The following is a 19338-nucleotide window of genomic DNA, read 5'->3' on the forward strand; positions in this document are numbered from 1 at the left end:
GTTATGCGATCAATGAGCGCGTCTAGCGCGCTTGTCCTTCGAACGGAATCGTTTAAGCGATAAGAAACTTGTCACATCCAAATCTCGGAGAGAGTTTCATCGCGCAGGTCTGTCAATCTTTGCGACATCACCCTCACATCGACGGCGCGCCCTTGCCGCTCACATGACTTCCTTGACCAAGTATTCGTCGGGACTCTCGTCATCGATCTCGGGGATCTCATCGCCGACTTCCGGGACCTCGTCATCGCTCGATGCGGGCGCCACGTCTTCCTCAGATTCGAGGGTCTCGCTTTCCTCCGCATCGACTTCCTGAACCGGCGTCCCAAGCGGGGGCGGACGCCATCTGGCGTCGTTTGCGAAGGACCCAGTCCTTCGCGGCGCGGAATGGGCGAACTCCACAACCTGGAAAACCTCATCGCATTTCGGGCAGACGATCGGCGTGCGATTGAGGTCGAAAAATGCGGTGTTACAGGCGAGGCACCTGTGTTTCGCGCCCCGTTCCGATTTGATCATGTTCGATTCCCTCGTGATTGACGTCGCCTTGAAAAGCGGAGCGATTAGGATGATCGGATGGCGTCCGTCTCACGCCGGGGTCGGAGGATGCGCAAGATCGAACCTCTTCAAAACCTCGAATAAATCCGACACATGTCGGCAGACTCCAAGGTCGGAAAAGCGGCCGATATCTTCCAGGATCATGTCCCTGACGCTCGCGTCGCCCCGCGGCAGATTAAAGCAATAACCCTCCATGATGCGTCCTTGTCGGAAGATTGCTTGCTCGATGGCGAGCACGGCGCTTTGGAGGGGTGGAACGGCGGATACCTTCATTGTGGGCGAATTAAAACTTCTCGGGGACTCCGCGGCTGACTCCAGCGGCTTGCGCTTCCCGCTGATCGATTTCGTGCGGCGTCGTAAGGGAAAAGCGTGGTTGTCATAGAGAGGGCGGATTTCTTGCCCAAAGTAATAAGACTCCTCGACCTCGAGGGAGCAGCCTCCGAGAAGTTTGGGCGGGAGGTCCTCCACGGCAAAGCGGATAGCTTCGGCGGCTTTAGCGAAGCGCCGGAGGACAAGCGTCTTTGGGCACGAGGTCACGCGCTTCGCGTAATAGAGTGAGGCTTCCATCCTGTAATGCTCAGCTTCCATCAGATGCTCCTGGGCCGACGATTCGCGCCGCTTTATCTCGAGCGAGGATGCGTTTCAGGATGCGGCTACAAAGCCTCGCCGCTATCGAAAAGCGCCTTTTGTCCGTTGCAGCGCGGACTCGATAACGACGCGTTCCTGACCGTCCCGATCAGACCGAATGCGATATTGCAGACCGTGCCCTCCGTCGGGCAGACGCCGTGTCACACGATACGACTCCGCAGATGGCCCGCTGCTGCGGTATGAAACATGGACGCCCTCTTCGAACGCATGCGTGGGCGCGGCTACGGCTTTAGCGCTCCGGTGGCGTTCGCGCGCATTGACATGCTGGGTCATTCGCGGCCTCTGGTTGTTGGAAGATCGAGCAGGTTTGGGCCGTAGCTCCCGCCGCGGCCTCCGGCGCTATTTCTTGTCGTGGTCCTGGGCTTTGAGCTTTTCTACCGTAGCCCAGAGCCCTCCCGCCGCGACGGGCGCCGCAGCGCATTTATCTTTCTTCGGCTTTTTCGCCTCGCGATTGCCCCGGCGTTGGTTCTTGGACATGTTCAGTCACCGTCTTCTTGTGAGGGAAGGGAGAGGCGATCGAACGCCGCCGCTCCGTCCCGCTCTTGCGGGCAAAGGCTCGCTCAGTCGAAGGCGATTAATTCTGAAGTTGCAGCTGCTCCGCGGAAAATTTTCCGGTGCGACGATCGGGGAGCACTTCGTATCCGATCTTTTGGCCTTCAGCGAGGCTGCGAATTCCAGCGCGCTCGATCGCGCTGATGTGGACGAAGACGTCTTGACCACCGTCTTCAGGCTGAATGAAGCCAAAGCCCTTGGTTGCGTTGAACCACTTAACGACGCCGATTTGCATGGGATGTCCTTTCCAGACACGCCCTCGCGACGGCTACATCGCCGTCGAGAGAAATCGAAGTTCTGGAGAGGAAGTTACAAGCCGACGCGCCGGAGCGAGAGAGAGAGCAAGATCGTCTGGCCGAAACCCGATTGTATTAACATAGAGATATTATTGAGAATAACAAGTGTGATTCAAAAAGCATTTCAATTGGCGCAGGTTTCGTCCATCAGCTAGCGACGACGAGCGACGCCAGTAAGAACAATTTCTCTTGACGGCTCAGCCGCGCCTCGGTGACATCCAAGGATGGTTCAGCCTTAGATGCATATTCCCGGCGATCGGCGAATGCGCATTGAGCACGAAGCTCTCCGCCTGTTTCGTCCAGAGCGTGCAAATGAATTCGCGAGGCGTGAGGCGCTTTGAGCGTCTTCACCTGGCGCCTAAAATGTTATGCGGCGATGATAGCCCGCGAAATGCCTCCGCAACTCGGTGTGCGTTTTGCGAAAGTAGCATTTGACCGTCACGTCCTGGATTGCGCGGTTCATTCGCTGGTCCAATCATCAACCGGTGCTCGATCTCGTTGCGGGCGCGTGCGAACTCTCGAAGGCGGCCGGGCCTGCAGTTCGCGAAACCCTATGCGCCGTTCATGGGGCTTGGGGCCTCTCGGACGCCATCAGCTCTTGGTGGGCCAGAGGCAAGAGGCGCGCGAGGCGCGTGGCCCAGCTTTTCTGCCCCATTTCATCGGCAATCAGATCTTGACGAATTTCGACCTCGACGTGAAGCAGCCCGCGCCGCTCGCCATGAACCGGGATTGAGTAATCCGTGGCATCGCTCACGCTATACGGCTGATTGTCGCCGACGAGGAGCTCTTCGCGTCGTAGCAGCGTCATGAGGACTTTGGCGAAACGCGGATCGCGGTTATAAAGAAGGCCTGCCTGCCAGGCACGCGCTACGCCCAGATATACCGGCGTGAAGCTGTGCAACGCGACCAACACGGTCCGACGGCCTTCGCTTAGCCTGCGGTCGAGCTCGGCCGCGATGCGATCATGGTAAGGCCAGAAGATTTCGCGTTCCCGCACCGTTCTCTGGCTCTCGCTCAAGCCGATGTTTCCGGGTATGCGCGTAAGTTCGCTCACCTCCGGAATCGATGCGGCCGATCCGGGCGCGCGGTTGCAGTCGATCACCAACCGCGAATAATTCTGCTGCACGAGGGTGGCGTCGAGCGTGTCCGCGACCAGGTGAGCCACTGCGGCGGCGCCGATGTCCCATGCAATGTGACGCTCGCAATCGGCCTCCGAGACACCGAGACGGTCGAGCGCACGCGGCACAGAATTGCCTGCATGATCGACGAGGATGAAGAATGGCGACGAACCGAATTCGTTGCGCAATGTGGCGGCCGCCGGCTCGTCGGTCGCGAGTAGCTTGTTCAGAGTCTTATTCATCGATTCCCGAACGCTTTATGGGCGGTTGCAGAGTGAGAACACGCCCAGTGGCCAGTGACGCGCTGGCCGTTGCCGTGGGCGCAACCTCGGGTTCGCGATGGGCATTCTAACTGTCAGCGGGCATCGCTTCACCACCAGGAACGAAAGAATTTTGAGCGCGTCGTGGCCGTCGATGATCTCGGGAGCCCATTCCGCAGCAAGAGCCGGCAGCGAAAGCGCGTCCGATCCCTCTCCATGAAAGTCGGGTTTACGTGAGACGCGAGAATGACGGCGGCGCTTGCTCTCAGGGTTTTTGGCGATATCTGTTCGGTCGCGTCGGACTTTGGAAGCAAGAGAGGTTTGGATGAAAATTCGCGCTGGCTATCAGATCTCTTACGACTGTCCTCAGCCAACCCCTATGCTTCTTACATTGAGCATCCATCCGTCCCGCATCGCGGATCTGCTGACTCCCGACTACGTGAGCATGGATCCGCCGATCCCCGCGAACACCTATCACGACGGCTTCGGCAATTTTTGCCATGTGATCCGGGCGCCCGTGGGCCGGCTTACCCTGTCGTCGGACTTTTTGATGCGGGATCCGGGCGAGCCGGACGCAGTGGACCCGGGGGCGCAGCAGCACGAATTGGGAGAGTTGCCGGTGGAGGCGCTGGTCTATCTACTCGGTAGCCGCTACTGCGAGACTGATCGCCTGTCGGAAACGGCGTGGTCGCTATTTGGCAAGGTTCGGAAGGGCTGGCCGTTGGTGCAGGAGATCTGCGACTACGTGCACAATCGCGTCAGTTTCGGCTATGAACATGCGAGTCCGACGAAAACCGCTTGGGATGTTCACAACGAGCGACGAGGCGTCTGCCGCGACTTTGCCCATCTCGCCATCACGCTCTGCCGCTGCATGAACATTCCGGCGCGTTATTGCACCGGATATCTCGGAGATATTGGCGTGCCGATTGACCCGAACCCAATGGATTTCAGCGGCTGGTTCGAAGCCTATCTCGGCGAGCGCTGGTACACGTTTGACGCCCGTCATAACAAGCCGCGTATCGGCCGCATCCTGATGGCGCGCGGCCGCGACGCCACGGACGTCGCGTTGGTGACGACGTTCGGCCCTTGCACGCTTGCGGGCTTCAAAGTGATCTCAGAGGAGGTCGCGCCAGCCCCATCGAGCGCCGCCTGACTCCTGGTCTCTCCCTTCTCGCGCTCGTCGATCCAGACCTCGGCGGCCCTGCGGCGGTCGAAGATCTTGGACTCCCGGTGGATTTTCCCTTTGTTCCGGCGCATGATCTGCGCCAGATCGCCGATCGTCCCGTCCCATGATGCAGCCCCGCACAACATGAGCAAAATTTGCACGACATTGTTGTGCATGGGCAGCGGAAATAGTCGAAAACGGGCGATAACGAGAGTAAATCGGAAGCGTCGTGGAGCGCAGAAGACATTGATGTAAAAAGGAAAATGATCAGAAACAGTGACATGCGGTTTTCCGTGGCGCCCATGATGGACTGGACGGATCGTCATTGCCGCTATCTGCACCGGCTGATGACGCGCCGCGCGAGGCTTTACACGGAGATGCTGACGACGGGCGCCGTGATCTTTGGCGATCGCGAGCGGCTGCTCGGCTTCGATCCTTTTGAGCGCCCGCTCGCGTTGCAGCTCGGCGGCTCAAAGCCTTCGGATCTCGCGCAGGCGTCCGTCATCGCCGCAGGCTTCGACTATGACGAGATCAATCTCAACGTCGGTTGCCCGTCCGACCGCGTCCAGGAGGGTGCTTTCGGCGCCTGTCTGATGCTGCGCCCGACGCTCGTCGCCGACTGCGTGCGCGCGATGAAGGACGCCGTTAGTCTTCCGGTCACGGTCAAATGCCGGATCGGCGTCGATGATCAGGACCCCGAGACGGCGCTCTTTGCACTGGCTGAGCAGGTGGTTGCGGCCGGCGCCGACGCGCTGATCGTGCATGCGCGCAAGGCCTGGCTGAAAGGTCTGTCGCCAAAAGAGAATCGCGACAGGCCGCCGCTCGATTACGCGCTTGTGCATCGATTGAAGCGCGCCTTCCCGCACACGCCCATCGCCATCAACGGTGGGATTGCGACGCTCGCGGCGATGAAGGCGCAGCTGAGCGCGGTCGACGGCGTGATGGTGGGTCGCGCCGCCTATCAGGATCCGGAGCTGCTGCTCGCCGTCGATCCGGAGCTGTTCGGGGAGGAAGCGCCTTTCGCGGACGCCTTCGAGGCGATCGAGGCCTATTACCCCTATCTCGAACGCCAGTTGGCGCAAGGCGAGCGGCTCTCGGCCATGACGCGGCACATGCTGGGCTTTTTCGCGGGCCGCCCCGGCGCGCGCCGCTACCGCCAGCGCCTGACGCTCGAAGCCGTGCAGAAGGGCGCGGATCTCGCGCTGTTGCGCGGCGCGGTCGAGGAGCTGCGTGGATCGGCGGGGAATGCGGAGCCAACGCTGGCGGGAGCTGCATGGTAAACCCCTGGCGCAGCTCCGGCTCACTGTGCAGAACGACGATTTGAGCGGCTTCGACGTCGGCGCTCGTCGTTACCCCGCGCTCAGCGCGAGAAGCGCCGCGATCTCGGCCGCCTGCTGGGCGGCGCCGAGCACGTCGCCGGTGTAGCCGCCGATCTGGCGCCCTGCGAGCCGCGCGACGAGGACAGCGGCGAGACAAGCGGCGAGATCCGCGGCGAGAACTTGACCGAGAGATGCCCCAAAAAGCGCCGGCGCGAGCGACAGGAGGGCTGCGAGCGCCGCGCCCTGCGCCAAGGCGCGGGAGGAGGGGCGCGGCATGGCGGCGCCGGCGCCTTCCGGGCGCGCCGGCGACAGCGCCAGCAGCGGCGCAAGCCCCGCCATGCGCGACAATGCGCCCGTCGCGATCATCGCAGCCACGGCGAGGAGCGTCGAGCGCTCGGCGAGCGCCGAGAGCGGGGAGACGCGCAGCAAGAGCGACAGGCCGAGTGCAATCCCGCCATAGGCGCCGAGCCGGCTGTCGCGCATGATCTCGAGCTTGCGCGTGCGAGTCACGCCCCCGCCAAAACCGTCGGCGACATCGGCGAGACCGTCCTCGTGCAGTCCGCCGGTGACGGCGACGAGCGCGGCGACGCCGATCGTCGCCGCGACGAGCGGCGAAAGGCCCAGAGCCCGGGAAAGCGCCAGAGCCAAAGCGCCGATCACGCCGATCGCCCCGCCGGCGAGCGGCAGCGTACGTAGCGCTTCGGCAAAGCGTGACATCTCGACATGCCGCGGGCCTCCCCAATCGAGTCGGCTATAGAAACGCAGGCAGAGGCCCCAATCGCGCGGCCAGGCGGGAAGGCTTTTCATTTCGGCAGTCTAGTGAGAAGGGTCAAAGATCGAAATCCGAGCAGGAGGATCTTGTGCGCAACTCACCCTCGTAATCGCGCTTTCCGAGCGGCACGCCCCGCGAGCGTAGAATGGCGTATGCGGTGACGGCGTGGAAATGGAAGTGAGGCAGCGAGAAGGAGAGTATGAAGGTTTCCGACGTGAAGGCAAGGCTCCTTGGGCCGATCTGAAGGTCCAAGTCCCTGCCGGCCCAGCTATTGACTTCATCGGGAGTGAGATTCTCCAGCGCCGTTTTCGCCTTAACCACCATAGTCTGCAGCTCGGCAAAGGAAACCGATCCGACCAAGGCTGGAGGGGTGAAGGCGCCGGTCTTCAGCGCCTCCACCCCCCATACGGAATGGTGGCACGCCGCTTCGATCTGAAAATGAAACGGCGCCATGTCGTCAAACAGGCGGGTATTCACGAACTTATCGGGATCCATGCGAGTCTCCGCGAAATGCGCGGCCGCGCGGCCGAGGAAGCCTTCGATGGACCTCACGGTTTGCAAGAAGGTGGGCACGCTGAGGTCATAGAGTGACGTCGGCATCTGTTCTCCCGGGGTGCAGGTTGCGGCGCCGCAGCAATTGATCTAACTAGTTTCCCTTAGAAAAAACTGGCTGGCGAACGAGGGGAGCCATGATCGAGGCCGAACGGGGCGACCTCGCGGAGAGACGTCCGCTCTCGCCGCATCTGACCGTCTACAAGATGGCGCTGACGATGGCCATGTCGATGGCGCATCGCATCACCGGCGCTGCGCTCTATATCGGCGTTGCGCTGCTCGCGGCTTATTTCGCGGGCCTCGCCGCTGGCCCCGCCGCCTATCCGGCCGTTTCCTGGATCGTCGACGGCGTGACCGGGAAGATCATTTTGATCGGTTTCGTCTGGGCGCTCTACCACCATCTCCTCGGCGGGGTGCGCCATGCCCTATGGGATCGGGGCCTTTTGATGGGCCCTGTCGCCCGGGAGGCGGTGACGCAGGCGACGCTCGTCGGCGGCATGGCGCTCACAGCGCTGACCTTTTATCTCGTGACCCTCGTGCGTCTCTTCTGAGCCTTTTCGGAGCCCTTCGCCATGACCTCGCGAACGCCCTTCATCAGCGGCCGAACCGGACCCGGCTCGGCTTTCGTCTCCGACCGGTCCGGCTCGTCGCACGATCGCTTCATGCGGCGGTCGGCGTGGATCATGGCGCCGCTCAGCATCGCCGTCGCCGCCCTTCTGGCCTCGGTCGCCGCCAATCCGTCCTATGCGGAGGCGCGGGCCATCCTCGGGCAGCCGGCCGCGGCCATCGTGCTCATCGCCTTCGGCCTCGTCGGGACAGCGCATGCCTATGTCGGCGCGGAGTCGATCATCATCGACTATGTCCATGACGCGCAAAAAAAAGCGCTGGCCCTCTCCGCCAATAAGATCGCCGCGATCCTCATGGCGGGGGTTTGGACGGTGGCGATCGGCGTGATCGCCGCGCCGCGCTGACCTTAAGCGCGCTTTCCGCTCGAACGGAAGGGTTCGAGCGATAAGAAATCGCGCCTGAGCTTTCGATTTGGAGCGTGTCCTTTCCGATCGTGCGATCGCAAAGGACGCGCTCTAGGACCTTCAAGCTTTCGAAAACGGGCAGAACCTTTATGGCGGGACCGAACGGAGCCTCAGCGCGTTTTGGCCTTAATGGCCGAAGCTACGAGATCATCGACCATTCCTTCGACGTCGTCATCGTCGGCGCGGGCGGCTCGGGCTTACGCGCGCTTGTCGGCTGCGCGGAGGCGGGCCTCAAGACCGCTTGCGTGACCAAGGTCTTTCCGACGCGCTCGCACACGGTCGCAGCCCAAGGCGGCGTCGCCGCGGCGCTCGGCAACATGGGGCCGGACGATTGGAAATGGCACATGTACGACACGGTCAAGGGCTCCGACTGGCTCGGGGACCAGGACGCGATCGAATATATGTGCCGCAACGCCCCGCAGGCCGTCTACGAGCTCGAGCATTGGGGCGTGCCCTTCTCGCGCACCGCCGAGGGCCGCATCTATCAGCGCCCTTTCGGCGGCATGACCACCGATTTCGGCAAGGGCCCGCCGGCCCAACGCACCTGCGCCGCCGCCGACCGCACCGGCCATGCGATGCTGCACACGCTTTACGGGCAGGCGCTCAAGCACGGCGCGGAATTCTTCGTCGAGTTTTTCGCGCTCGACTTGTTGATGGACCTGCAAGGCCGTTGCCGTGGCGTGATCTGCCTCAAGCTCGACGATGGAACGATCCATCGCTTTCGCGCCGGCCTCACCGTGCTCGCGACCGGCGGCTATGGCCGCGCCTATTTTTCGGCGACCTCGGCGCACACCTGCACCGGCGACGGCAACGCCATGGCGCTACGCGCTGGCTTGCCGCTGCAGGACATGGAGTTCGTGCAGTTCCACCCCACCGGCATTTATGGCGCGGGCTGCCTCATCACGGAGGGGGCGCGCGGCGAGGGCGGATATCTCACGAATAGCGAGGGCGAGCGCTTCATGGAGCGTTACGCGCCTTCCGTGAAGGATCTCGCGCCCCGCGACATGGTCTCGCGCGCGATCACGGTCGAGGTGCGCGAGGGTCGCGGCGTCGGCAAGCGCAAGGATCACGCGTATCTGCACCTCGAGCATTTGGATCCGGCGATCCTGCACGAGCGGCTGCCGGGCATCTCGGAGTCCGCGCGCATCTTCGCGGGCGTCGACGTGACGCGCGAGCCGATTCCGATCATTCCGACCGTCCATTACAACATGGGCGGCATCCCGACGAATTATCACGGCGAGGTTTTGACGAAGAAAGGTCGGGACTCCGACGCCGTCGTCCCCGGACTCATGGCGCTCGGAGAGGCCGCCTGCGTCTCCGTCCATGGCGCAAACCGTCTCGGCTCCAACTCCTTGATCGACCTGGTCGTATTCGGCCGCGCCGCCGCGCACCGGGCCGCTCAGCTGGTGAAGCCCGGCGAGACCTTGCCCGAGCTGCCGGCGGACGCGGGCGAGGCCGCGCTCGCGCGACTCGACTCTCTCCGCTTCGCCAAGGGCGAGGCGTCCACGGCCGAGCTTCGCGAAAAAATGCAGCGTGCGATGCAGTCGCATTGCGCGGTCTATCGCACCGGCGAGGTCCTCGCCGAGGGCGCGGCTCAGATCGACGCGATCTGGCGGGAGAGCGAGGATATCAAAACGAGCGACCGTTCGCTCATTTGGAATTCCGATCTCGTGGAGACGCTCGAGTTCGCCAATCTCATCGAGCAGGCCGCGGTGACGATACATTCAGCGCTGAGCCGCAAAGAGTCTCGCGGCGCCCATGCGCGCGAGGACTTCCCCGAGCGCGACGACAAGAAGTGGATGAAGCACACGCTCGCATCTATCGACGCGCAGAAGAAGACTGTCCGCCTCGACGACCGTCCCGTGCACAGATACACGATGACGAAGGACGTGGCCTATATTGAGCCAAAGGCGAGGGTGTATTAGACCGCCGCCGAGGCGTCTGACGGCGTTGTCATTGGATCGAAAAAGATGACCACGGAACCTGAAAACCTGACATTGCGGGCTCTTCGCCAAGTCGACGCCAAGCTCGACGCGCTTTTGGAGCGTTCCCTCGAGATGACCGGTAGGCTGGCTTCGCTCGAAGATCATCTCGTGCGAGCCCAGGGCGAAGTCTCTGCAGTCCGGGCGGATTTCGTGCGCGTTGAGCATAGGCTCGATCGCTTCGACGAGAGGCTGCTGCCCATCGAGCGACGGTTGGATTTAATCCAGGTCTAGCGGCGGCGTTGAGTCCGCTGCGCATCATTCCGGTCATCGACCTCATGGGCGGCGAAGCTGTGCGCGCCATCGCCGGTAAGCGCGCTGAGTATCGCCCGCTGAACACGCCGCTTGCCGCATCGAGCGACCCTTGCGCCGTGGCGGAGGGCTTCCTGCGGTTGCATCCCTTCCAGACGATCTATCTGGCCGATCTCGACGCCATTCTCGAGCGGGGCGGCGCCAATGACGGCGCGCTGTCTCGCCTTGCGGACGCATTTCCGAAGATCGAGTTCTGGCTCGATCGCGGCGGAAAGGAGCCGCCCGCCGCGGTGAATTTTATCCGCGTCCTCGGCAGCGAGAGCCTCGCGCCGGATGCGCCGGCGCCCGATCTTTCGCGGGAAGGCGCCGCGATCCTGTCTCTCGATTTCGACGCCGCCGGTTTTCGCGGACCGGCCGGGCTGGAGAAGCAGCCGGCGCTGTGGCCTCCGAGGGTCGTCGCGATGACGCTGGCCAAGATCGGCGGCGGGGCGGGGCCGGATTTTGAGCGGCTCGCCGCGATCAAGGCGCGCGCGGGAGCCCGCGAGGTCTATGCCGCCGGGGGCTTGCGGGGCGCGGAGGATCTTGCGGGCCTCGCAGCGCTGGGGATCGCCGGCGCGCTTGTCGCGACCGCGCTGCATGAGGGGCGCATGGGGGGAAAGGAGCTTGCCGCCTACGGCTGAAGGAGGAGCCGCGCGCTGCTGCTCACGACAGAAACGCCTCGAGCGCCGCGAGCACCGCATCCGGCGCCTCCTCGGCGAGATAATGGCCGCAATCGATCGCCTCGCCGCTCACATTCTCGGCCCAGTCGCGCCAGACCTCGAGCAGCGAGGGGTTTTCGGGGAAATGGACCGCGCTCCAGAGCGCGAGCGTCGGCATGATGAGCTTCTTTCCCGCCGCCTTGTCGGCGAGCAGGGCTTCCTTGTCGGCGCCCTCGCCGGCGCGGTAATCCTCGCAGAAGGCGTGGATGCGCCGCGGTTCGTCGAAGGCCTGGGCGTAGGCGTCGAGCGCCTCGGTGAAGGGATCGAGCGTCCCGGATTTCGCGCCGCTCCTCAACGCGTCGAAGAGAAAGCCCTGGGCGTCCTGCGCGATCAAAGTCTCGGGACGCGGGGCTTCGAAGCTCATGAATTTGGCGCGGCCCACGCGGGCGAGATTGCCGTCCCCAATGCCCTCCTCGAGCGGCGCGATGTCGAGCAGCGCGAGCTTCCGCACGCGGCCGGGATGGTCGAGCGCGAGCCGCAGCCCCACGCGCGCGCCCCGGTCATGTCCGACAAGCGCGAATTGGATCGCGCCCAGCGCCTCCATGACCTTGACGGCGTCGCCCGCCATCGCGCGCTTGGTGAAGGCTGCGCCGTTTTCGCTCTCGGGCGCGTCAGACCAGCCATAGCCGCGCAGATCCATCAAGACGACACGAAAGCGCTGGGCGAGCCGCGGCGCGATTTTCCGCCAGGCGAGATGCGTCTCGCCGAAGCCGTGCAACAGCAGCAGCGGCTCGCCCGAGCCCGCGGAGCGCGCGAAGATCCTGCCGGCGTCCGTGTCGATCCAGTGGGAGGCGAAAGCGGGCAGGAGATCAGAAGGAGCGGACATAGCGGAGTCTATCTCGTAGGGACGGGATCGCATCGCTATAGCGGCTTCCTCCCCCCGCGCAACTCGCCGCTTTGGGGAGCGGCTCGCTTTGCAAGTTCCTCGCCTCTCTCAGGAAAGGTCTGAACCGGCTCGGCCCGGGCATTCCGCGCAAAAACGCTCTTCGACCCACTGTCGTCGTTCCGTAGCGTTAGCGTCACAGTGGGCCGCTAACGCACAGCCCTTCATCGTTTTCTCATCACAATGGCTGAGGGGCCTATCATGAACCACGAGCTTAAGCGTAAATTGCTTCAAAGCGTATTCGTCAGCACGGCGACGCTTTCGATCCTGAGCCACAGCGCAGCCTTTGCGTTATCGGCACAGGGGAGCTTTGGCGCCGATCACAACGACTCGCGCACCAGCAGCCCGATCAAGCATATTATCGTCATCGTCGGCGAGAACCGGACCTTCGACCACATCTTTGCGACTTATCAGCCCCTTCACGGCGCCCATGTCGATAATTTGCTGTCGAAGGGCATAATCGACGTCAACGGCAATCCGGGCCCGAATTATGGGACGACCACGCAGTTTTCTGCCGTGGATAACAACGGAATTTACCAGATTAGCCCTGGCGGCAAGGCGGCCTATGGCGTCTCAGGCAATCCGGTGCAGGCGCCCGGCACCTCCTATGCGCCGCAGACGCCCTACGGCAACATTTACGACCCGAGCACCGGAGCCGCGGTCAACGGCCCCGGCGCGGTGCAGAATATCGTCTTCCCCGCCACCCAGACCTATACGCTTCCCCAACAGGCCGAGGGCGGGTTGCCGCAATTGCCCGGGCAGCCGCACACGGGCTGCTGCTTGCTCCCGGAGGACCTGACGCTGCTGACGACCGGCTCGACGGGGCTTTCCTCTTCTTGGCCGGATACGCGCATCAACAATTACGGAACCCTGCCGGGCGGCGTTTATCCGCTCGTCACCGCATCGGGCCAGAGCCTCTACGACACCTATGGCGGCAGCCCGGTGCATCGCTTCTATCAGATGTGGCAAGAACTCGACTGCGACGCCAGCAAAGCGACGGCGCGCAATCCCTCGGGATGCCAGGCCGACCTCTTTCCCTGGGTTGAGATCACCGTCGCCGCGGGTAGCAACGGCAAACCTTTCCCGAGTCCGGCTCCTGTTCCGCTGCTCAAGGAAGGCGACGTCGCCATGGGCTTCTACAACGTCGCCAAGGGCGACGCGGCCTATTTCAAGAAGCTCGCCGACGACTACACGCTCGCCGACAATTATCATCAGCCGGTGATGGGCGGCACTTTCGCGAACTCGATGTTCCTCGGCTACGCCGACGCGCTTTACTACGCCGACGCCAACGGTGATCCGGCGACGCCGAATCACGTGCTCGTTCCGGGCTCGAACCCGCCCGTGTATTTGAACGAGATCGAGAATCCCAATCCGCAGCCGGGCACGAACAACTGGTATACGAACGACGGCTACGGCAGCGCCACTCCCACCCCCAGCGCCGAGGGCCTTCTCGACGGCGGCAGCTACACCAATTGCTCCGACACGAATCAGCCGGGCGTCGCCGTGGTCGTCAACTATCTCAAGGCGATCAAAATCAGCCCGAATTGCCAGACGGGCGCCTATTATCTTCTGAACAACTACGTTCCCGCATTCATCGGCAGCGGCGCGCAGGACCCGACCAACAACGGTCCCTTCACGCTGCCGCCGGTGATCAAGCAGGCCCATATCGGCGACGTGCTCACGGCGAATTCCGTTTCCTGGGCCTATTTCGGCGACCGCTGGAATGACTTCAAGACGGCGCCCGGCCTTGGCGCCAACGGCGGCGCGATTGATCCCGCGGCCTATCTCTATTGCAACATCTGCAATCCGTTCCTCTATTCGGCCTCGACGATGACGAATCCCTCGGAGCGCAACGCGCATCTGAAGGACTCGACCGATCTCTACGACGCCATTGCGAGCGGAAATCTTCCGGCAGTCTCCTATGTCAAGCCGAGCACCTTCGCCGACGGCCATCCGGCCTCGTCGAAGTTCTCGATCTACGAGGCCTATACGAAGGACGTCATCCAGCATCTGCAGGCCAATCCGCAGCTCTGGGCGACAACGGCGGTCTTCGTGACGGTCGACGAGGGTGGAGGATATTATGACTCGGGCTATGTGCAGCCGGTCGACTACTTCGGCGACGGCACGCGCATTCCGCTGATCATCGTGTCGCCCTTCTCCCGCGGCGGCCACGTTGCGCATCAATATTCCGATCACGCCTCGATCGTGAAGTTCATTGAGCGCAACTGGCGCCTGCCGCATCTCTCGACCCGCGCGCGCGACAACCTTCCCAATCCGGTCAGTTCCGCGTCCAACCCCTATGTGCCGAAGAACAGCCCGGCGATCTCCGATCTATGGAGCATGTTCGACTTCCCGAATGCGTATCGCGAGTCGCACGAAATCGACTAGATCACGCTGCGTTCAGGCGAAGTCGCCTGAACGCAGAACACGGATCGATTCCGAGTTCAGAGCACGACTTGTGCGAAAAGCCAGTATCCGCTTTTCCGCATCGCGCTCTAGAACGTGCTGTTGTAAAAGCTGACGTCCTCTGACCGATGAGGGCTGGGCGCAAGCTCAGCCCTTTTCGCGCTCAACCGGCGTTTTGGGAGGCCAAGCTTCGCAATCTCATGCGCGGAACTGCTCACACCGGACCGGAGACGACTGAGGCCGCTCAGGCGGCGCTGGCTCGCGGCGACATTGCGACAGCGGAGCAAATCTGCGCCCGGCTCGTCAACGCCAATCCCGGGAACGGCCGCGCCTTCGCCCTTCTCACGGAGACCGCGCTGATCCGTGGGAGGGTTGACGCTGCGCTCGTTTGCGCGACTCGCGCCGTCGACGGCGCGCCGCAAGACGCAATCGCCCATCTCATGCTCGCAAAGGCGCGCTTTGCGCAGAACGATCTCGCCGGCGCCTTGGACGCTGCAGAGGCGGCGGCGAGCTTGTCCGCCTCCTCACCGCAGGCTGACGATGCGCTCGGGGCCATTTTCGGATTGCTCGGGCGTCATGAAGATGCGGAGCGCCTGTGCCGCCGCGCCGTCGCAGCGCGCCCGGAGATTGCGCAGTTCCAGTATAATCTCGCGGCGACGCTGCGCATGCTCGGCCGTCTCGCCGAGGCGCAACAGCATTGCGATCGCGCGATCGCTTGCGATCCGAGCTTCGCGCGCGCCTATTACATCCGTTCCGATCTGCGCATCCAGACGCGCGAGCGCAACAATATCGCGGAGCTAGAGGCCGCCCTCGCCGCGGCTGGCGCGGATTGGCGCGCCAAAGTCATGCTTCACTATGCGCTCGCAAAGGAATTCGAGGACCTCGATGACGACGCCTCGGCCTTCGCGCAAGCGCGCGCCGGCGCCGAGCTGCAAAAGAGATTCATGAAAGGCGACAGCGGCGCTGAGCTCGCGCAGATCGACGCGATCATCCGCGGTCAGACCAAGGACTGGCTCGGTATTGCACGCGAAGGCGATCGAAGCTCTCGCCCTGTTTTTGTCGCGGGACTGCCGCGAACGGGCACCACGCTCGTCGAGCGCATCGTCGCGAGCCACAGCGCGATGGCTTCGGTCGGCGAGACCAACCTCTTCCCGCGCCTGGCGGCCGAGCGCCTCGGGGGCGACGCCGCGGGGAAGAGCTGTGATTTTCGCGCGCTCGGCAGCAGCTACGCGGCGGTGGTCGAGCGTGTCTATCAGCCTGACGGAAAGCGCTTCGTCGACAAGACGCTGCAAAACTATCTTTATTGCGGCGCGATTCATGCCGCGCTGCCACGCGCCAAGTTCATCCTGGTCCGACGCGATCCTCTCGACGCCGGCTGGGCGCTGTATAAGGCGCATTTCCAACAGGGCGTCGCATTCTCTTACGATCTCGAGGAGCTTGCCGATTATTGCCTCGCCTTCGAGCGGCTGGCGGCGCATTGGCGAAGGACGCTGCCCGCCGAAGCGCTGCTCGAGGTCGCCTATGAAGACGTTGTGCGCGACCAGGAAGGCCAAAGCCGTCGTATCATCGAATTCTTGGACCTGCCCTGGGAGGACCAGGTGCTGCGCTTCCACGAAAGCCCTGCGCCGTCGGCGACGGCGAGCGCGGTTCAGGTTCGCCGCCCCCTTTATGCGTCGTCGATCGGCCGATGGCGACGGCACGAGAAGGCGCTGCAGCCCTTTCGCGATCGCTTGTTGCGCGGTCGCGTGTCGACCCAGTAATCTCTTCGAACGCAACGGGTTTGGCGCCGCCTGGCTCAAGCCTCCTTCGGAGACCTTCATGAATCGCAAAATTTTGATTATGGGTTTGCCAGGCGCTGGAAAGACGACGCTTGCGCGGGTTCTCGCTCCGATGCTGAACGCGGAGCTGTTCAACGCCGACGAGGTGCGCGCGACCACCAGTCGCGATCTCGGCTTCTCGCTTGAGGATCGTATCGAACATGCAAGGAGGATGGGCTGCTTGTGCGATCGCGTCGTCGAGGACGGCGGAATAGCCATCGCCGATTTCATCTGCCCGACTCCCGAAACGCGGAGGGCCTTTGGAGACGCTTTCGTCGTATTTGTCGACAGAATTCAGGCGGGCCGCTTCGAGGACACCAACCGGCTCTTCGTTCCGCCGACGCAGTATGAGCTGCGCGTCGGACCCGAAGGAGCCCCTGATTATTGGGCGCAGGTCGTTTCCGCGCGGCTCGCGCGTCTGTCCCTTAAACCCTTCGAGTGATTTGCAATTGCGCAGGCTCGAAGCGCTTGAGCGAATTCGGATCGCAGTTGACAGAAAGGCGCAGGCGCTCGCCCCGGCCTTCCGGTCGGGGGTTCGATGCCAGAGCGAATTCCGCAAAAGCTGACAGAGTTTTGCGACCGGAACTCGCTCCAACCTTTGACTTGGCGCGAGTCCTTATCGCTCAATTCCGATGCTCTAAGGTCCGGGCAGGAAAGTTATAAACAAGGTCTGCCCGACCTGACATTCTGCATTGGGCGAAGGAACTGGGGTCGGATGGAAGTAAGCGTTGTCGCAAGCCGGGGCCGGAGTCGAATTGGTCGGCACACAGGCCGCATTGGGGTTGCCGCAATTGCTGGGATACATCGCACTCCCGAATTGGTTGCCCGTAGGCCCGCGGCAAGTATATGTCGGTCCGTTCTTGCAGGCGAGCGCCACGGGCAGATTGTAGGATGCGCCGCCCGTGTTCGCGCACTGATTGGCGGCCCACGCTTGATCCGTGCAGGAGGAGGGAATGACGCTAATGTCGTACCAAACGCAGCTGCTCATGGAAGGATAGCAGGAGCCGTTTGCTCCGAAATTCGTTTCGACCATGGTCTGATTGATAGATTGCGCCAGGAAGCAATTCGCCTTAGCGGGCGATTGCAGAGTCGTGTATGCGCAGAAGCGCGTCGCTCCAGCGCTGCTGGGCACCGTGGCTTGACACGTTTGTCCCGGCGGAATCGTCACTTGGTTGTTAACGGAGGCGCATGGCGCAGCCCAACTGATCGGCCCTGCGTTTCCGCTTGCGAGCGTGAAGGCGACATAAATTGCGTTGACGCCGGAGTTTGTCACGCTGACATTGACATTTTCCACCCCCTCGAGCCTGGGGTTGCACGCCCTCGCCGCAACTGCTCGGACTTGCGAATTAACGATCCGAGACGTCAAACCGGTCTTCGGATCCATAAATAGCGGCTCGGTCACCTTGCCTTGCGGACACACCAACACCAGGTCACCGAAAACAATTTGAGCTGAAGCTCGCTGGCCGGTCATAGTTGAGCCGACGATGACCAGTGGCAGAAGCCATATCGCGCGCGCTAATGTCGCTTGCGGTCGGGCCCTGCGCGCGCCCATATGCCGCGACCCTGCGACGATCCCATGAGCCATTGCGAGGGCGCGGGCGGTGAATATGCGGTGCAGCATGGATAGTCCCCCCAGTAAAGCTGAAGCTTATCTCTTCGATCCAATTTCGCAAGACGCCTTGAGAGTCACGCTTAATGTCGTCAATGGCGGCCGTTCACAGCAGCGTCACGAGCGCAGAGGCGCCGCGACGATGCAGTATCGAGTCACCGACTCATCGGAGGTCCCGAGGGCGTCAGCATCGAGCTTTCGCAGTGGGTTGAAGGCCTGTGTTGAGAGTGCGTGCCGTGGCCGAAGGGCGCGGGCGCATTCTCGGCCGCCGATAGAGCGCGATGCGAAAAGCGGAAACCGGTTTTTCGCACAAACTCGCCGCGCAGCCGCGAAACGGCGAGGAAGCGCCCTGCATTATTAAGGGGCGCCCTGGCGGAAATTTTGGGCCGCGTTGTTTGATGTGCAATGATACTGCTGAAGCTGCGCGAATTCGTCCGAAGAGCCGGACCTAACGTCCAGGCAAAGCCCGCTATTGAAGTTTCTCAGCTTTATCGAGCGCCAATCCGCGCCGGAGAAGTCGCCGCGCTCGATGGTCCAGACCATGCTGTGAGCATTCTTGTCGCGGCATGTCCATTGCTGCACGACCGACCCGTCGTTCTTCGCGCCGTCCCTCGCATCCAGGCACAGCCCCGTGGCCTTGTTCCGGATGAAGAAGCCCTCTGTGTCTGGAACGCAGATGCAACCCGGGCACCACCACCCGGGGCAACCGGGATTCATGAAGCCCAGCGGCTCGATTGTGTAAGACTGTTCATTTGAAGTGGAGGCGCAAGTTCGCTGTTGTATGGGCACGCCGGCCCAGCCAATGTCGCCGCCTTGTGGCGGAGTGGGCGCAAAACACTTTCCGCTCCCGACATTGATCAGCGGCCTCGTGCCAAAAGATGGGTTGCAGGCGCGGAGCCCGTCGCAGAACTGCCCTTGAAAACAGTCCTGATCGTTGCAGCACTGCGACAAGGCGATACATGTGTCCCCACAAGTCCTCAGACCCTGATCGATCGGGCAATTGGCGCGCGCAGGCAGCGGCGCCGCGATTAGGATCATCGCCCATGCCGCCGCGCAGGCAAGAAGCCAGAGCCGTATCTTCATGGCGAGCTCCGTGAAATCGGCGCACATGTCGTAGCGAACTCCCGGCTCCGCTCACGGGTGATGAATATGGCTTCAAAAGGCATAGGCCGAGGCTCCGGCGGACTTCTCCGTGTAGCAATCAGTAACACCGACCCCAACAACACGCCGACGGCGTCGGTCTGTCAAGACGACCATTCGGTTTCCTCGCTCGGACGCCCGCGACAAGCACGGCCATGACGGGTAAAGGTTCAGCATCAGGTGTAAGTCGGGGCGGAAACGGCCCTGACGGCTAGGAGCGAAAAGG

19 protein-coding genes are annotated in these 19338 nt (G+C 62.7%); 10 read left to right on the forward strand and 9 right to left on the reverse strand.

Annotated features, from left to right (window positions below; translation table 11 throughout):
• Nucleotides 1–159: 159 nt before the first annotated feature.
• From QMG80_RS07310 to QMG80_RS07325, 4 genes are all read right to left on the reverse strand, one after another.
• Nucleotides 160–513, reverse strand: a complete 354-nt coding sequence (locus QMG80_RS07310; RefSeq protein WP_085772217.1) for a TIGR02300 family protein — start codon at nt 511–513, stop codon at nt 160–162.
• A 1026-nt stretch (nt 514–1539) separates the two neighbouring features.
• Complete coding sequence (locus QMG80_RS07315; RefSeq protein ID WP_199768978.1) at nt 1540–1677, reverse strand: hypothetical protein; 138 nt, start codon at nt 1675–1677, stop codon at nt 1540–1542.
• A 97-nt stretch (nt 1678–1774) separates the two neighbouring features.
• Nucleotides 1775–1987 carry a cold-shock protein gene (locus tag QMG80_RS07320; protein ID WP_085772219.1) on the reverse strand — a complete coding sequence of 71 codons (213 nt, stop codon included), beginning with the start codon at nt 1985–1987 and terminating at the stop codon, nt 1775–1777.
• A 623-nt stretch (nt 1988–2610) separates the two neighbouring features.
• On the reverse strand, nt 2611–3354 hold the full coding sequence (locus QMG80_RS07325) for an N-formylglutamate amidohydrolase (protein WP_245299930.1): 744 nt from the start codon (nt 3352–3354) through the stop codon (nt 2611–2613).
• Nucleotides 3355–3751: 397 nt separating this feature from the next.
• On the opposite strand from QMG80_RS07325, the gene QMG80_RS07330 reads away from it, so the two are divergent.
• Nucleotides 3752–4579 carry a transglutaminase-like domain-containing protein gene (locus QMG80_RS07330; protein ID WP_085772221.1) on the forward strand — a complete coding sequence of 276 codons (828 nt, stop codon included), beginning with the start codon at nt 3752–3754 and terminating at the stop codon, nt 4577–4579.
• Nucleotides 4580–4854: 275 nt separating this feature from the next.
• Entirely contained in the window at nt 4855–5871 is a 1017-nt protein-coding gene (gene dusA / locus QMG80_RS07335) for a tRNA dihydrouridine(20/20a) synthase DusA (protein ID WP_085772222.1), read from the forward strand.
• A 69-nt stretch (nt 5872–5940) separates the two neighbouring features.
• Here the strand turns inward: dusA and cobS are convergent, their stop codons facing one another.
• Together cobS and QMG80_RS07345 are read right to left on the reverse strand one after the other, a co-directional pair.
• The gene (gene cobS / locus QMG80_RS07340; protein ID WP_085772223.1) at nt 5941–6717 is read right to left on the reverse strand and encodes an adenosylcobinamide-GDP ribazoletransferase; all 777 of its coding nucleotides are present in this window, start codon (nt 6715–6717) and stop codon (nt 5941–5943) included.
• A 22-nt stretch (nt 6718–6739) separates the two neighbouring features.
• Nucleotides 6740–7282 (reverse strand): DUF1993 domain-containing protein, encoded by a 543-nt coding sequence (locus QMG80_RS07345; RefSeq protein ID WP_085772224.1) that lies wholly within the window; start codon nt 7280–7282, stop codon nt 6740–6742.
• A gap of 89 nt (nt 7283–7371) precedes the next feature.
• Here QMG80_RS07345 and sdhC point away from each other — a divergent pair, with 89 nt between their 5' ends.
• The 5 genes from sdhC (at nt 7372) to QMG80_RS07370 (ending at nt 11179) form a co-directional block, all read left to right on the forward strand.
• The gene (gene sdhC, locus QMG80_RS07350) at nt 7372–7785 is read left to right on the forward strand and encodes a succinate dehydrogenase, cytochrome b556 subunit (protein WP_085772225.1); all 414 of its coding nucleotides are present in this window, start codon (nt 7372–7374) and stop codon (nt 7783–7785) included.
• Between the two features lie 21 nt (nt 7786–7806).
• A complete protein-coding gene (gene sdhD, locus QMG80_RS07355) occupies nt 7807–8205 on the forward strand; it encodes a succinate dehydrogenase, hydrophobic membrane anchor protein (protein WP_281926261.1) in 399 nt (132 codons plus the stop codon).
• 149 nt (nt 8206–8354) lie between these two features.
• Entirely contained in the window at nt 8355–10190 is a 1836-nt protein-coding gene (sdhA, locus tag QMG80_RS07360) for a succinate dehydrogenase flavoprotein subunit (RefSeq protein ID WP_085772227.1), read from the forward strand.
• Nucleotides 10191–10235: 45 nt separating this feature from the next.
• On the forward strand, nt 10236–10481 hold the full coding sequence (locus QMG80_RS07365) for a hypothetical protein (RefSeq protein WP_085772228.1): 246 nt from the start codon (nt 10236–10238) through the stop codon (nt 10479–10481).
• Nucleotides 10482–10489: 8 nt separating this feature from the next.
• Nucleotides 10490–11179 (forward strand): HisA/HisF-related TIM barrel protein, encoded by a 690-nt coding sequence (locus QMG80_RS07370; protein ID WP_342586547.1) that lies wholly within the window; start codon nt 10490–10492, stop codon nt 11177–11179.
• 22 nt (nt 11180–11201) lie between these two features.
• On the opposite strand, the gene QMG80_RS07375 is transcribed toward QMG80_RS07370, so the two are convergent.
• Nucleotides 11202–12083 carry an alpha/beta fold hydrolase gene (locus QMG80_RS07375; protein WP_085772229.1) on the reverse strand — a complete coding sequence of 294 codons (882 nt, stop codon included), beginning with the start codon at nt 12081–12083 and terminating at the stop codon, nt 11202–11204.
• A gap of 258 nt (nt 12084–12341) precedes the next feature.
• Here QMG80_RS07375 and QMG80_RS07380 point away from each other — a divergent pair, with 258 nt between their 5' ends.
• From QMG80_RS07380 to QMG80_RS07390, 3 genes are all read left to right on the forward strand, one after another.
• Nucleotides 12342–14528: an alkaline phosphatase family protein gene (locus QMG80_RS07380; RefSeq protein WP_085772230.1), complete on the forward strand. Its 2187-nt coding sequence runs from the start codon at nt 12342–12344 to the stop codon at nt 14526–14528.
• 218 nt (nt 14529–14746) lie between these two features.
• Nucleotides 14747–16306, forward strand: coding sequence for a tetratricopeptide repeat-containing sulfotransferase family protein (locus QMG80_RS07385; RefSeq protein ID WP_158658786.1), 1560 nt, complete (start codon nt 14747–14749; stop codon nt 16304–16306).
• A gap of 58 nt (nt 16307–16364) precedes the next feature.
• The gene (locus QMG80_RS07390) at nt 16365–16805 is read left to right on the forward strand and encodes an adenylyl-sulfate kinase (protein ID WP_245299932.1); all 441 of its coding nucleotides are present in this window, start codon (nt 16365–16367) and stop codon (nt 16803–16805) included.
• Nucleotides 16806–17000: 195 nt separating this feature from the next.
• On the opposite strand, the gene QMG80_RS07395 is transcribed toward QMG80_RS07390, so the two are convergent.
• Complete coding sequence (locus QMG80_RS07395) at nt 17001–17396, reverse strand: hypothetical protein (RefSeq protein ID WP_210190829.1); 396 nt, start codon at nt 17394–17396, stop codon at nt 17001–17003.
• A 933-nt stretch (nt 17397–18329) separates the two neighbouring features.
• The gene (locus QMG80_RS07400) at nt 18330–19055 is read right to left on the reverse strand and encodes an RICIN domain-containing protein (protein WP_158658788.1); all 726 of its coding nucleotides are present in this window, start codon (nt 19053–19055) and stop codon (nt 18330–18332) included.
• Nucleotides 19056–19338: the final 283 nt, after the last annotated feature.

This window comes from Methylocystis bryophila (assembly GCF_027925445.1).
Taxonomy (GTDB): Bacteria; Pseudomonadota; Alphaproteobacteria; order Rhizobiales; family Beijerinckiaceae; genus Methylocystis; species Methylocystis bryophila.